At 67.7% G+C, this 14,716-nt stretch carries 10 protein-coding genes; 8 read left to right on the forward strand and 2 right to left on the reverse strand.

The features are described from left to right. From AC5WJ1_RS12355 to AC5WJ1_RS12370, 4 genes are all read left to right on the forward strand, one after another. Positions 1–948 carry an LOG family protein gene (locus AC5WJ1_RS12355; RefSeq protein WP_232353319.1) on the forward strand — a complete coding sequence of 316 codons (948 nt, stop codon included), beginning with the start codon at positions 1–3 and terminating at the stop codon, positions 946–948. 244 nt (positions 949–1,192) lie between these two features. Then, the gene (locus AC5WJ1_RS12360; protein ID WP_133097420.1) at positions 1,193–1,606 is read left to right on the forward strand and encodes a hypothetical protein; all 414 of its coding nucleotides are present in this window, start codon (positions 1,193–1,195) and stop codon (positions 1,604–1,606) included. A 142-nt stretch (positions 1,607–1,748) separates the two neighbouring features. Then, positions 1,749–2,741 carry a homoserine kinase gene (locus tag AC5WJ1_RS12365; RefSeq protein WP_133097419.1) on the forward strand — a complete coding sequence of 331 codons (993 nt, stop codon included), beginning with the start codon at positions 1,749–1,751 and terminating at the stop codon, positions 2,739–2,741. Positions 2,742–2,747: 6 nt separating this feature from the next. Further along, positions 2,748–3,545 (forward strand): BPSS1780 family membrane protein, encoded by a 798-nt coding sequence (locus tag AC5WJ1_RS12370; protein ID WP_133097418.1) that lies wholly within the window; start codon positions 2,748–2,750, stop codon positions 3,543–3,545. 114 nt (positions 3,546–3,659) lie between these two features. Here AC5WJ1_RS12370 and AC5WJ1_RS12375 read toward each other — a convergent pair whose 3' ends face one another. Further along, positions 3,660–4,418, reverse strand: coding sequence for an IclR family transcriptional regulator (locus AC5WJ1_RS12375; protein ID WP_195427337.1), 759 nt, complete (start codon positions 4,416–4,418; stop codon positions 3,660–3,662). Between the two features lie 178 nt (positions 4,419–4,596). On the opposite strand from AC5WJ1_RS12375, the gene sauS reads away from it, so the two are divergent. From sauS to AC5WJ1_RS12390, 3 genes are all read left to right on the forward strand, one after another. Further along, a complete protein-coding gene (gene sauS, locus AC5WJ1_RS12380) occupies positions 4,597–6,042 on the forward strand; it encodes an acylating sulfoacetaldehyde dehydrogenase (RefSeq protein WP_195427336.1) in 1,446 nt (481 codons plus the stop codon). After that, positions 6,039–7,568 carry an acyl--CoA ligase gene (locus AC5WJ1_RS12385; RefSeq protein WP_135705647.1) on the forward strand — a complete coding sequence of 510 codons (1,530 nt, stop codon included), beginning with the start codon at positions 6,039–6,041 and terminating at the stop codon, positions 7,566–7,568. Before sauS ends, AC5WJ1_RS12385 begins: the two co-directional genes overlap by 4 nt. A 230-nt stretch (positions 7,569–7,798) precedes the next feature. After that, the gene (locus AC5WJ1_RS12390; RefSeq protein ID WP_135705649.1) at positions 7,799–9,091 is read left to right on the forward strand and encodes an MFS transporter; all 1,293 of its coding nucleotides are present in this window, start codon (positions 7,799–7,801) and stop codon (positions 9,089–9,091) included. A gap of 34 nt (positions 9,092–9,125) precedes the next feature. On the opposite strand, the gene AC5WJ1_RS12395 is transcribed toward AC5WJ1_RS12390, so the two are convergent. After that, the gene (locus tag AC5WJ1_RS12395) at positions 9,126–11,474 is read right to left on the reverse strand and encodes a UvrD-helicase domain-containing protein (protein ID WP_195427335.1); all 2,349 of its coding nucleotides are present in this window, start codon (positions 11,472–11,474) and stop codon (positions 9,126–9,128) included. Between the two features lie 265 nt (positions 11,475–11,739). Here AC5WJ1_RS12395 and AC5WJ1_RS12400 point away from each other — a divergent pair, with 265 nt between their 5' ends. Continuing rightward, positions 11,740–14,607, forward strand: coding sequence for a valine--tRNA ligase (locus tag AC5WJ1_RS12400; protein WP_133097412.1), 2,868 nt, complete (start codon positions 11,740–11,742; stop codon positions 14,605–14,607). Positions 14,608–14,716: the final 109 nt, after the last annotated feature.

Raw genomic sequence — 14,716 nt, forward strand, 5'->3', positions numbered from 1 at the left:
ATGGACTCAAAATTGACTGGTGCCGCTGCGGGCGGTGCTTCGACCGCCCCCCTTGCTGATCCGGATGTATCCGATATCTCCGGCGATACCGTACAACCCCCGCCGGAGGCAGCGTCCGAACACGCCGCAGCCGTAGCCGCCGCGGCCGATGCCGCCGCCGCTGGCCATCCGCCTGAAGTGGCCGCAGAAAAAGCCGCCGCCGCCGCGGCGCGTGCCAATCCGCGCAAGATGATCCCCAGCCTGCGTGCGCTGGCCGACGAAGACCGCGCGACCGCGAAGAAGGCGCGCGCATCGTGGCAAATGTTCACGATTATGGCAGAGTTCATCGAGGCGACCGAGTACCTCTCGGAGATCCGCCCGGCCGTGTCGATCTACGGCAGCGCGCGCCTGCGCGAGGATTCGCCCTACTACCAGCGCACCATCGAGATCGCGCGGCTGTTCTCCGATGCCGGCTTCGCCGTCATCTCGGGCGGCGGCCCCGGCATCATGGAAGCGGCCAACAAGGGCGCGCACGCCGGCAAGTCTGCCAGCGTGGGCCTGAACATCGAACTGCCGCACGAGCAGCAGGGCAATCCGTACCAGGACATTGCCATGCGCTTCCGCCACTTCTTCACGCGCAAGGTCACCTTCGTCAAGAACTCCGACGCCTTTATCGTGATGCCGGGCGGCTTCGGCACGCTGGACGAGCTGGCCGAGGTGCTGACGCTGGTGCAGACCGGCAAGTCGCGCTCGGTGCCGGTGGTCATGTTCGGCAGCCGCTTCTGGAAGGGCCTGCTCGACTGGTTCCGCTTCACGCTGCTGCCGATGGGCCTGATCGCCGAGCACGACCTCGACCTGATGAAGATCGTCGACGAGCCGCATGAAGTACTCGAAGCGGTCTACGACTACTACGAGCGCCGTGGCGGCGACAAGCCGATCCCGCCCAAGGAAGAGATGTTCTACCTGTAAGCGCGCCGCCGGGCCTGGGCCCGGCCGGCTTGCGCCGCAAGCCACGCGTCAGGCACTCCTGCCGTTGCGCGGGTGCGCCGCGGGGCACGGCCCGGCCTCCGGGCACGGCAGAATTGCTAGAATGGAACCTGTCCGTTCTGCCAAGCCCGGCGCCGCCGGGTTGCAGCCAACCGCCGCATGCCGCGGCGTCGCCCGCCGCCCCTTATTGCCCTTGGGGCGCCGCGACGCCGCACAGGAGCCCCTGATGACCTCCCGTTCCACCCGGTCGTGCCGTTCTGCCCGGTCCGACGACCCCCTGCCCGCGGGCCTGCGCCTGCTGGCCGCGGCTGCCGCCACATTTGCGCTGGCGGCGCCCGTGCTGGCCCAGGGCAACCAGGAAAGCAGCGCACTGTCGCAGCAGGAACTGAACCAGATCAACAACCAGCCGATCGCGCCGGCAGCCAAGACGCAGCTGAACCAGCCGCGCCAGCCGAGCTTCCAGCTCAACGAGCGCGACGGCACGCAGGTGCGCGAGTACCGCGACAAGGGCCGCGCCACCGATATCCAGGTCAAGTCCGGCTTCGGCACCAAGTACGAGATGAGCAAGCCGGAAGACAGCTCGCCGCGCATCCGCGAGCACGATGTCAACCGCGTACCATCGGTCAACCTGAAATTCTGACCACGCAAGCGCCCTGCCGCAGCGGCGGCGGGACGCTGACCCACGGCCCGGCGTAAGCGGGCCGCGCCGGCCCTCCGGCAGTCATGCCGCGGCGGCGGCCCTGGTTTTGCCGCCGCTTTCCGATTCGCTTCACACAACGAGTATGGCCGTATTCACCACGGTCTCGCAGGACGAGATCGCCAGCTGGCTGCTTGATTTCGACCTTGGCGAAGTGCGCGAACTGCGCGGCATCGCCTCGGGCATCGAGAACAGCAATTTCTTCCTTACCATGGAGCAGGATGGCCAGGCACGCCAGTACGTGCTGACCATCTTCGAGCGCCTGTCGTTCGCGCAGCTGCCCTATTACCTGCACCTGATGGCGCACCTGGCCGAGCGCGGCATCCGCGTGCCGGCGCCGATCCCGGCGCGCGACGGCGAGATCCTGCGCCCGCTCAAGGGCAAGCCCGCCACCATCGTCACGCGCCTGCCCGGCGCCTCGCAGCTGGCGCCGGACGCGCAGCACTGCGCCGAAGTCGGCGACATGCTGGCGCGCATGCACCTGGCCGGCCAGGACTACCCGCGCCGCCAGCCCAACCTGCGCAGCCTGGCCTGGTGGCAGCAGACCGAGCCCGAGATCCTGCCTTTCCTCGACGCCGGCCAGCGTACCCTGCTGCAACAGGAAATCGCGCACCAGGCGGCGTTCTTCGCCAGCGCCGACTACGCCAGCCTGGGCGAAGGCCCGTGCCATTGCGACCTGTTCCGCGACAACGTGCTGTTCGAGGAAGACGGCAGCGGACGCCACCGTCTGGGCGGCTTCTTCGACTTCTATTTCGCCGGCAACGACAAGTGGCTGTTCGACCTGGCGGTCACCGTCAACGACTGGTGCATCGACCTGGCCAGCGGCGAACTCGACCACGCGCGGGCGCAGGCAATGCTGCGCGCTTATCATGCGGTCAGGCCGCTGAGCGACACCGAGGCCGCGCACTGGCAGGACATGCTGCGCGCGGGCGCGCTGCGCTTCTGGGTGTCGCGGCTGTGGGACTTCTACCTGCCGCGCGAGGCCGACATGCTGCAGCCGCACGATCCCACTCATTTCGAACGCATCCTGCGCCGGCGCCTGGACACCAGTCCCGCGCGCCCGCTCCCCTGGATCTGATCCGTCATGCAACTACTGGAAGTTCCTGCCAAGGAAGGCTACGTCTGGTTCCGCCAGGGTATCTGGCTGTTCCGCAAGAATCCGCTGACTTTCCTGATGCTGCTGTTCGTCTACCTGATCGCCGCGCAGCTGGCCATCGTGGTGCCGCTGATCGGCATCATCGCGCTGCTGGTGGTCACGCCGGGCCTGTCGGTCGGCGTAATGACCGCGTGCCGCGACGTGATCCAGAACAAGCGCGTGCTGCCCACCGTGCTGCTGGCGGGCTTTCGCGCCAACGGCAAGGAAGCCACGCGCAACCTGCTGGTTCTGGGCGGCATCTACGCCGGGCTGGTGTTCATGCTGGGGCTGATCGCCGGCGCGGTGGTCGACATGAGCGCGCTGGTGCCGATCGTGCTGAAGGAAGAAGCGCCCTCGGCCGAAGCGGTGCGGCAGCTCTACTACGCAATGATGATCGGCGCGCTGCTGTACACGCCGATCGCGATGATGTTCTGGTTCGCGCCGCTGCTGGCGGCCTGGCACGGGGTACCACCGGTCAAGGCGCTGTTCTTCAGCTGGACCGCGTGCTGGCGCAATCGCGGGGCGTTCTTCACCTATATCGTGCTGTTCGCGATGCTGCTGGTGGCGATCCCGTTTATCCTGGAGGCGGTATTCAGCGCGTTCGGGGCGGAGACGGTGCTGTCGTTCCTGGTGACGCCGTATTCGCTGCTGATGCTGGCGATCTTGTATTGCTCGTTCTATGCGACGTACCGCGGTTGCTTCAACGTGACGCCGCCGGGCGTCGAGCCGACGGCGCCGGCGGTTTGAAACCCAAGCAAGAGCGAGCGGTTTTGGGTGCTCCCAAGCAGCCCGAGCAAGCCTGAGCAAGGTGTTCTCCCTCTCCCGCAAGCGTGAGAGGGGAGCAAACCACCGCAGCGCGGTCTACTCCCCAAACGTCTTCACCATCGCGTCCGCCGCCATGCGCAGGTCGGGCACGAATCCCATCAGCCGGTCCATCGTCATCCGCGCCAGCGGCGCCTGCACCGCGATCGCCGCGCAGGCGCGGCTGCGGTTGCGCATCACCGGCACCGCCACCGCAATCATCCCCTCTAGGTTTTCCTGGTTGTTGATGCCCAGGCGCCGCCGCCGCGTCTCGGCCAGCTCCGCGTGCAGTGCCGCGGCGTCGGTGATGGTACGCGCCGAATGCGCGCGCAGCGGCAGGTTGGCCACCAGGCGTTCGCGCTGCGCGCTCGGCAGAAAGGCCAGCAGCAGCTTCCCGCTGGCGGTGCAATGCAGCGGCACACGCGAGCCCGGCTGCAGGTGCATGCGCAGCGGCCATTGCGTTTCGACCCGGTCCAGATAAACCACGTCGTCGCCCGACAGCATGGTCAGGTTGCAGGTCTCGCCGACCTTGTCGACCAGTTGCTGCAGGATCGCGTGCCGCGCCGCGGCCGGCCCCGCCTGCATCAGCACATTGACCGCGAGCTGGCGCACGCGTGACGAACATTCATAGCCGGGGCTGCCCGCCGTGCGCGACACCAGCCAGGTGCTTTCCAGCTGCTTGAGGATGCGGTGCACGGTCTGCTTGGGCAGTCCGATTTCCTCAACGATGGCGCACAGCGGCATGGGCCCGTCGGCGGCGGACAGGATCTCCAGGATGCGGAAGGCGCGCACCGCGGCGGCGTTCGAGTGATTACTCATGGATGCAATTTAGCGGATTCCGGGACGCGTTGGCGTCCCGAAATCTGCACTACCGGATGCAACCCGCAGCCGTGCTCGCGAAAGCGCACAAATTGGGACGGCATGCCGGTTTGGGTTCACTAGATTCGACTCGGGGCCGCCGCGGCGGACCTACCTGACCCAACCCCGGAGCCGATCCATGAGTGTGCAGATACTGCAGCGCCAGCAGTCCCATTCCACCGATGTGCCCGTGCCGGAAGACCAGGTCGATGCGATCGTGGCGCGCGCCCGGCAGGCGCAGCGCGCGTTCGCGCGTGCCGGCCAGGCCATCGTCGACACCGCCGCGGCCGCCGCCGCGTGGGCCATCATGGAGCCCGCGCGCAACCGCCAACTGGCCGAGCGGGCCGTGGCCGACACCGGCCTTGGCAACGTCGACGACAAGATCCGCAAGAACCATCGCAAGACGCTGGGCCTGCTGCGCGACCTGCACGGACGCAAGACCGTCGGCGTGATCGCGCGTGACGCCGCCACCGGCATCACCGAGATCGCGCGGCCGGTCGGCGTGGTCGCCGCGATCACGCCGTCGACCAACCCCGGGGCAACGCCGGCCAACAAGATTATCAACGCGCTCAAGTGCGGCAACAGCGTGGTGGTCGCGCCCTCTCCCAAGGGACAGGGCACATGCGAGCTGCTGCTGTCGTTCATCCACGCCGAGTTCGCGCGCGCCGGCCTGCCCGCCGACCTGGTGCAGATGCTGCCCGCGCCGGTGTCGAAGGCCTCGACCGCCGAACTGATGCGCCAGGCCGACCTGGTGGTGGCCACCGGCTCGCAGGCGAACGTGCGCATGGCCTACACCTGCGGCACGCCGGCGTTCGGCGTCGGCGCGGGCAACGTGGCCGCCATCGTCGATGCCAGCGCGGCGTTGGGCGATGCGGCCGCAAAGATCGTCCGCTCCAAGACCTTCGACAACGCCACCAGCTGCTCGTCGGAGAACAGCCTGGTGATCCTCGACGCGGTCTACCAGCCCATGCTCGAAGCGCTTGCCGCCGTCGGCGGCGTGCTGCTCAGCGCCGAGGAAAAGGCGCGGCTGCAGGCGCTGATGTGGCGGCACGGCAAGCTCGCCGGCGACATGACCGGCCAGAGCGCGCCGCGCATTGCCGAGCTGGCGGGCCTGGCGCGCGTGCGTGCGCTGCAGCCGACCATGCTGCTGGTGCCTGAGACCGGCGTCGGCAGCGACTATCCCTTCTCCGGCGAAAAGCTCTCGCCGGTGCTCACGCTCTATCGCGCCGCCGATTACAACGCCGCCGTGGCGCGCGTGGCGAGCCTCTACGACTACATGGGCGCGGGCCACTCGGTCGGGCTGCATACGGCCGATCCGCGGCAGGCGCTGCAACTCGGGCAGGAACTGCCGGTGGCGCGCGTGATCGTGAACCAGGCGCACTGTTTCGCCACCGGCGGCAATTTCGACAACGGCCTGCCGTTCTCGCTGTCGATGGGCTGCGGCACCTGGGGCGGCAACAACTTTTCGGACAACCTCGGCTGGCGGCAATACCTCAACATCACCCGCATCGCCGAACCGATCGCCGAATGCGTGCCCGACGAGCGCGAGCTGCTGGGCGACTACTTCGCGAGGGTCGGCCAATGAACGCGCGCATCCGCCCCGAAGTGCTCGACACCGTGGCCACGCTGCTGGCCGCCCGTGCCGCGCAAGCTTCCGACAAGGCCTACCTGCTGTCTCCCGACAGCGGCCGCGCGCTCAGCTTCGGCGACCTGGCCGCCGACGCGGATGCGCTCGGCCGCCGCTACGCCGAGGCCGGCCTCGGCAGCGGCCAGACGGTGTCGGTGTACCTGCCCAACGGCGAGCAGACCGCGCGGCTGCTGCTCGGCACCATGGCCTGCGGGCTGGTGGCCAATCCGATCAACCTGCTGTGCCAGCCCGCGCAGCTGCGCTACATCCTCGGGCACGCGGACACGCGGCTGGTCTTCACTTCCTCCGAAGGCGAAGCCGCGATCCGCACGGCGCTGGCCGAAGCCGGCGTGGAAGTGCCAGTGGTGGTCACCGCGCCCGACGACACCGCCCTGCCCGCGCTGCCGGTAGTGCAGCCCGGTGCCGCTCCGCTTCCGCCACCGCAGCCGCATCACCCGGCGCTGCTGATGTACACGTCCGGCACCACGGGCACACCCAAGGGCGTGTTGCTGACCCACCGCAACCTCGCCGCCAACGGCGCCAGCGTCAGCCGCGAGCATGCGCTCGGCGCGGGCGATCGCGTGCTGGCCACGCTGCCGCTGTATCACATCAATGGGCTGGTGGTGACCGCGATCGCGCCGCTGGCACATGGCGGCTCAGTGGTGATGCCGATGCGCTTCTCGGCCAGTGCGTTCTGGCACGACATTGCCCGCCACGGCTGCACCTGGCTCAACGTGGTTCCGACCATCATCGCCTACCTGCTCAACGATCCCGATGGCCGTGCGCCGGCCGGCGTGCGCTTCTGCCGCTCCGCTTCCGCCGCGTTGCCGCCGGAGCACCACCGCGCGTTCGAGCAGCGCTTCGGCATCGGCGTGATCGAGACCATGGGCATGACCGAGACCGCGGCGCCGGCGTTCAGCAATCCGCTCGATCCGCAGCAGCGGCGCATCGGCAGCATCGGCCGGCCCTCCGGCACGCAGGCTCGCGTGCTGGGGCACGACGGGCGACCGCTGCCCGACGGCGAGATCGGCGAGATCGTGCTGCAAGGCGAGAGCGTGATGGCGGGCTACTACAAGGCGCCCGAGGTCACGCGCGAAGCCTTCACGCCCGACGGTTGGCTGCGCACCGGCGACCTCGGCTACCGCGATGCGGAGGGCTACTTCTACATCACCGGCCGCGCCAAGGAACTGATCATCAAGGGCGGCGAGAACATCGCCCCGCGCGAGATCGACGAAGCGCTGCTGCGCCATCCGGGCGTGCTGGAAGCGGCGGCGGTGGGCGTGCCCGACCCGGCCTACGGGCAGGAGATCGTCGCCTTCATCGTCAGGCGCGAAGCCGTGGCCTGCGACGACGCGGCGCTGCGCGCGCACTGCCTGCGCGAGCTGGGCCGCTACAAGACGCCCCGGGAATTCCGCTTCATCGCGGAATTGCCGCGCGGGCCCTCCGGCAAGGTGCAGCGGCTGAAGCTGCTGGACCCTGCATGAGCTGACACCCCATCCCTTCCCCCAACTTTCGCCAAGGAGCCCGCTCACCCCGCTACCACGACATCCGGAGACACGCACAGAGACACACAGCTGTTTGCTCAAGGACGGGGCAGCGCAGCCAGGACTTATCGCTGGCGCGCTCCGGCGAGCCGCAAGCGCATGGCAATGGACCACGCGCCGGCCGCCGCCCCGTCAACGCCACGCGCGCCCGCCGCGCATAGGAGGTGGTTATGCAGCAACGCATCAAGACCCGGCACATGATCCTCGGCGTCATGTGTTTGATGTACTTCATCGCCTATATCGACCGCGTCAACATCTCGGTTGCCGCCCCGCTGATCCGCGAGGAGATGGGGCTGACGTCCTCGCAGCTGGGGCTGGTGTTCTCGGCCTTTGCCTATCCCTATGCCGCCATGCAGATCCTGGGCGGCTGGATGTCCGACAAGTTCGGGCCCAAAAAGGTGCTGATCGTGCTGTCGCTGATCTGGGGCGTGGCCACGGTGCTGACCGGCTTTGCCGGCAGCGTGATGATGCTGGTGGCGCTGCGCTTCGTGCTGGGCATCGGCGAAGGCGGCGCGTTTCCGACCGCCACGCGCGCTTTCACCTACTGGATGCCGGTGGCCGAACGCGGCTTCGCGCAAGGCATTACGCACAGCTTCGCGCGGCTGGGCGGTGCGATCACGCCGCCGATCGTGCTGGCCATCGTCGCCGCGGCGGGATGGCGCGAGGCCTTCGTCGTGCTGGGTGCGGTGAGCCTGGGCTGGACCGTGCTGTACGCGCTGACGTTCAAGGACTCGCCCGACAAGCACAAGCGGGTCACGCCGGAAGAACTGCAGGAGATCGGCTACCGGCGCGGCGATTCGCAGCAGGCGGCCAAGGCACCCACGCCGTGGCGCCGGCTGTTCCGCCGCATGTGGCTGGTGACCTTCGTCGACTTCTGCTACGGCTGGTCGCTGTGGGTCTACCTGACCTGGCTGCCGTCGTACCTGAAGGAAGCGCGCGGCTTCGACCTGAAGCAGCTGGCGCTGTTCACCGCGCTGCCGCTGATGGCGGGGGTGGTCGGCGACACCCTCGGCGGCGTGCTGTCGGACCGCATCTACCGGCGCACCGGCAACCTGCGCCTGGCGCGCGGCGCGATCCTGTTCGTCGGGCTGGCCGGCTCGCTGATGTTCATCGCGCCGATGACCTTCACGGCCGATGCCGTCAACGCGGTGATCCTGCTGTCGCTGTCGTTCTTCTTCCTGGAGCTGACCAATGCCGTGCTGTGGAGCCTGCCGCTGGACATTGCCGGCAAGTACGCCGGCACCGCCGGCGGCATGATGAACACCGGCTTCGGGCTGGCCGGCATGGTGTCGCCGGTGGTGTTCGGCTACCTGATCGAGCGGACCGGCAGCTATGACCTGCCGTTCATGATCTCGGGGGCGTTGCTGGGCGTTGGCGCGGTGGCGTCGCTGTTCATCAATCCGTTGCTGACCGTGGACACTCCCGACCCGAAGGCCGGCGAAGTGCGGCACGCCCTGTCCTGAGCCCGGTGAGCGGCGGCGGGAAGGCCGGCGCCGCTCAGTCGATCGCGTCCAGCTTCGCCACCGACAGCGCCAGCCACTTGGCGCCGTGGCGCTTGAACTTGATATTGGCGCGGGCGTCGTTGCCTTCGCCCTCCAGCGCGGTGATCACGCCTTCGCCAAACTTGTTGTGGAACACCGACTGGCCCACGCGCAAGCCGGTGCCCGCCTCGCGCTTGGCGTCGGCATAGCCGTTGCCCTTGTCCATGCCGCCGGTCGGGCGCGTGCCGGTGTAGGGAACATCCTCCGGCTTGCGGAACCAGTCGCGGCCCCAGGCATTGTCGCGTTCCTGGCGGCGTACGCCGCCGTAGCCCTGCACCGCGGGCGTCAGCCACTTGAGCGCTTCCTCGGGCAGTTCCTCGAAGAAGCGCGAGCGCACGTGGTACTTGGTCTGGCCATGCAGCACGCGGCTCTGCGCGAACGACAGGAACAGGCGCTCGCGCGCGCGCGTGATCGCCACGTACATCAGGCGGCGTTCTTCTTCCAGCCCGTCGGGGTCCATCATGCTGTTCTCGTGCGGGAACAGCCCTTCTTCCAGCCCGGTGATGAAGACCACATCGAACTCCAGCCCCTTGGCCGCGTGCACCGTCATCATCTGCACCGCGTCCTGGCCGGCCTGGGCCTGGTTGTCGCCGGCCTCCAGCGAGGCATGCGTCAGGAACGCGACCAGCGGTGTCATCACCACCGGCAGCGCCTCGGGGTCGAGCACCTGCTGGGACTGGTCGCCGTCGGCCAGCACCGGCATGGCGGGCGCACGATCCGCGGGAATCACCGCAGCGAGCGCATCCAGCCCGTAGCCCTCTTCCACCACGAAGGCCTGCGCGGCAGTCACCAGTTCCTGCAAGTTCTCGATGCGGTCCTGGCCTTCCTTCTCGCCCTGGTAGTGGGTAATCAGGCCGCTGGTGTTGATCATGTACTCGACGGTCTCGGCCAGCGTCATGCGGCGGGTGTCGTCGCGCATTTTGTCGATCAGGCGCGTGAACGCGGCAAGCTTGCTGCCGGCCGCGCCGGGCACGTAGGCCACGGCCTCGGACAGCGCGCAATCGTACTGCCGCGCCATGTCCTGCAGCACCTCGAGCGAACGCGCGCCGATGCCGCGCGCCGGGAAGTTGACCACGCGGCCGAAGGCGGCATCGTTGCGCGGATTTTCCAGCAGCTGCATATACGCCAGCGCGTGCTTGATTTCGGCGCGCTCGAAGAAGCGCAGGCCGCCATAGACGCGGTACGGGATGCCGGCGGAGAACAGCGCGTGTTCGATCACGCGCGACTGGGCGTTGCTGCGGTACAGGATGGCAATCTCGGCGCGGCTGGCGCCCTGCGCGATCTGGTCGCGGATTTCCTCGATGATCCAGCCCGCTTCCTGGCCGTCGGTGCCGGCCTGGTACACGCGCACCGGCTCGCCATGGCCGGCGTCGGTGCGCAGGTTCTTGCCCAGGCGGCGCGCGTTGTGCGAGATCAGGTGGTTGGCAGAATCCAGGATATGCCCGTGCGAGCGGTAGTTCTGCTCCAGCTTGATCAGCCGGCGCACGCGGAACTCATGCTCGAAGTCGCGCATATTGCCGACGTTGGCACCGCGGAAGGCGTAGATGCTCTGGTCGTCGTCGCCCACGGCAAAGACCGCGGCCGGGTTCTGCGTGCCGTGGCCGGCCAGCAGCTTGAGCCACTGGTACTGCAGCACGTTGGTGTCCTGGAACTCGTCGATCAGCACATGGCGGAAGCGGTGCTGGTAGTGCTGGCGGATCGCGTCGTTATAGCGCAGCAGTTCGTAGCAGCGCAGCAGCAGCTCGGCAAAGTCGACCACGCCCTCGCGCTGGCACTGCATGTCGTAGGCGGCGTAGAGGTCGACGAAGCGCTTGTTGAAGTCGTCGTTGGCCTCGACGTCGGCCGGGCGCAGGCCCTGCTCCTTGGCGTTGTTGATGAAGTACTGCAGGTTCTTGGCCGGGTACTTCTCGTCGTCGACGTTGAGCGACTTAAGCAGCCGCTTGAGCGCCGAAAGCTGGTCCTGGCTGTCCAGGATGGCAAAGGTCTGCGGCAAGCCGGCGTCGCGGAAATGCGCGCGCAGCATGCGGTTGCACAGGCCGTGGAAGGTGCCGATCCACATGCCGCGGGTGTTGATCGGCAGCATCGACTGCAGCCGCGTCTGCATTTCCTTCGAGGCCTTGTTGGTGAAGGTCACCGCCAGGATGCCCGCCGGCGAGACCCGGCCGTTCTGCAGCAGCCAGGCGATGCGCGTGGTCAGCACGCGGGTCTTGCCGCTGCCCGCGCCCGCCAGGATCAGCGCCGGCTCGTCAGGCAGTGTGACGGCGGCAAGTTGTTCGGCATTGAGGTTGGCGAGCAGGTCGGACATCGGAGGGGCCTTGTGGAATGGCGCCAATTATACCGGTCGGCCCTGTCCGATCCGTCACATCCGAGCGGCGAAAACTGCCCTGCATGCAGGCGCGCACCTGCCTTAGCCAGCCTTTCCCGCCCGGGGCCGCTGTCCGCAAAATAGGCAGCGACCGGCCCGCCCCCGTATAATTTGGGGTTTCACTGGCGCAAGGCCGCCAGGCGCAGGCCGCCGCACCCCGCTACAGCCCTGCGACGCATCCAGACGCCAACCTCGACATCCCAGCATGACCGCCCAAGACCAATCGCTTGCCAAGAGCTTCGAACCCGCCGCCATCGAGGCGAAATGGGCCCCCGAGTGGGAGAGCCGCGGCATCGCCAAGCCGACCTTCGACCCTGCCCGCCCGGACTTCGCGATCCAACTGCCGCCGCCGAATGTGACCGGCACGCTGCACATGGGCCATGCCTTCAACCAGACCATCATGGACGGCCTGGCGCGCCACGCGCGCATGCTGGGCGCCAACACGCTGTGGGTGCCGGGCACCGACCACGCCGGCATTGCCACCCAGATCGTGGTGGAACGCCAGCTCGAGGGCGAGGGCGTGTCGCGCCATGACCTCGGCCGCGAGAAGTTCACCGAGAAGGTGTGGGCCTGGAAGGAAGAGTCGGGCTCGACCATCACCCGCCAGGTGCGCCGCATGGGTGCGTCGATCGACTGGAGCCGCGAGTACTTCACCATGTCGCCGGAGATGTCGAAGGCGGTGACCGAAGCGTTCGTGCGCCTGTACGAGCAGGGCCTGATCTACCGCGGCAAGCGCCTGGTCAACTGGGATCCGGTGCTGGGCACCGCCGTGTCGGACCTGGAAGTCGACAGCGTCGAGGAAGAAGGCTCGCTGTGGCATATCCGCTATCCGCTGGTCGAGGCTGACGCCAAGCGCGGCCTGACCCACCTGACCGTGGCCACCACGCGTCCGGAAACCATGCTGGGCGACGTGGCCGTGATGGTCCACCCGGAAGACGAGCGCTACGCGCACCTGATCGGCAAATCGGTGCACCTGCCGCTGACCGGCCGCCAGATTCCGGTGATCGCCGACGAATACGTCGACCGCGAGTTCGGCACCGGCGTGGTCAAGGTGACCCCGGGCCACGACTTCAATGACTATGCCGTCGGCCAGCGCCACAACCTGCCGCAGCTGTCGATCCTGACGCTGGAAGCAAAGGTCGTTGCCGACGCGCCGGCCGCCTACGCCGGCCTGGACCGCTTCGACGCGCGCAAGGCTATCGTCGAGGACCTCGACAAGCGAGGCCTGCTGGAAGAGGTCAAGAAGCACAAGCTGATGACCCCGCGCAGCGAGCGCACCGGCAGCGCGATCGAGCCGATGCTGACCGACCAGTGGTTCGTCGCCATGAGCAAGCCGGCGCCGGAAGGCACCTTCAACCCGGGCCGCTCGATCGCCGAGGTGGCGCTCGAAGCCGTACAGAGCGGCGAGATCAAGCTGGTGCCGGAAAACTGGATCAGCACCTACAACCAGTGGCTGGGCAACATCCAGGACTGGTGCATTTCGCGCCAGCTGTGGTGGGGCCACCAGATCCCGGCGTGGTACGACGATGCCGGCAACTGCTTCGTCGGCCGCACCGAAGAGGAAGCGCTCGCCAAGGCCCGCGCCGCCGGCAGCACCGGCGCGCTGCGCCGCGAGGAAGACGTGCTCGACACCTGGTTCTCGTCGGCGCTGGTGCCCTTCTCCTCGCTGGGCTGGCCGGCGGAAACCCCGGAGATGAAGCACTTCCTGCCGTCGTCGGTGCTGGTCACCGGCTACGACATCATCTTCTTCTGGGTGGCGCGCATGGTCATGATGACCAAGCACTTCGTCGGCAAGGTGCCCTTCCATACCGTCTACGTGCACGGCCTGGTGCGCGATTCGGAAGGCAAGAAGATGAGCAAGTCCGAGGGCAACACGCTCGACCCGGTGGACCTGATCGACGGCATCGACCTCGACACGCTGCTGAAGAAGCGCACCACCGGCCTGCGCCGCCCCAAGGACGCGCCCAAGATCGAGAAGAAGACGAAGAAGGAATTCCCCGAGGGCATTCCCGCCTTCGGCGCCGATGCGCTGCGCTTTACCTTCGCCTCGCTGGCGACGCTGGGCCGCAACATCAATTTCGACACCGGCCGCTGCGAGGGCTACCGCAACTTCTGCAACAAGCTGTGGAACGCGACCCGCTTCGTGCTGATGAACACCGAAGGCCATGACTGCGGCATGGGCCCGTGCAACAATGACTGCGGCCCGGACGGCTACCTGCACTTCTCGCAGGCCGACCGCTGGATCGTGTCGCTGCTGCAGCGCGTGGAAGCCGAGGTCGAGAAGGGCTTTGCCGAGTACCGCTTCGACAATATCGCCAACGCGATCTACAAGTTCGTCTGGGACGAGTACTGCGACTGGTACCTGGAATTGGCCAAGGTGCAGATCCAGACCGGCACCGAAGCCCAGCAGCGCGCCACCCGCCGCACGCTGCTGCGCGTGCTCGAGACCGTGCTGCGCCTGGCGCACCCCATCATTCCCTTCATCACCGAAGAGCTGTGGCAGAAGGTGGCCCCGCTTGCCGGCCGCGCCAAGGGCGACGGCAGCGAGACCATCTCGCTGCAGTCCTACCCGCTGCCGGCTGTCGCCAAGATCGACGAGGACGCCGAGCAATGGGTGGCGCGCCTGAAGGAAGTGGTCGATGCCTGCCGCAACCTGCGTGGCGAAATGAGCATCTCGCCGGCGCAGCGCATCCCGCTCTATGCCGAAGGCGACAGCGAATTCCTGAAGGCGGCCAGCGCACATATTCAGGCGCTGGCGAAACTTTCCGAGGTGCGCGTCTTCGAAGACGAGAGCACCCTGCAGGCCGAAGGCGCAGGTGCGCCGGTAGCCATTGCCGGCGGCAACCACCTGCTGCTGAAGATCGAAATCGACGTCGCCGCCGAGCGCGCGCGCCTGTCGAAAGAGGTCGAACGCATCGCTGCAGAGATCGGCAAGTGCCGCGGCAAGCTCTCCAATGAAAGCTTTGTCGCCAAGGCGCCGCCCGCCGTGGTGGCGCAAGAGACGCAACGACTCGCTGATTTCGAGCAAACGCTGGCCAAGCTGCAGGGTCAGCTGCAACGGCTGCCGGCCTGACCGGCAGCCGATGACGCCCCTGCCAGTCTGGTTTCCGTCCAGCGGCGTCGGACGGAACCGGACAGACGGCGCCGGTAATGGCTGGCAGGGTTATGAACCAGCATCTGAG

It is taken from the genome of Cupriavidus sp. MEYA8 (genome assembly GCF_059278825.1).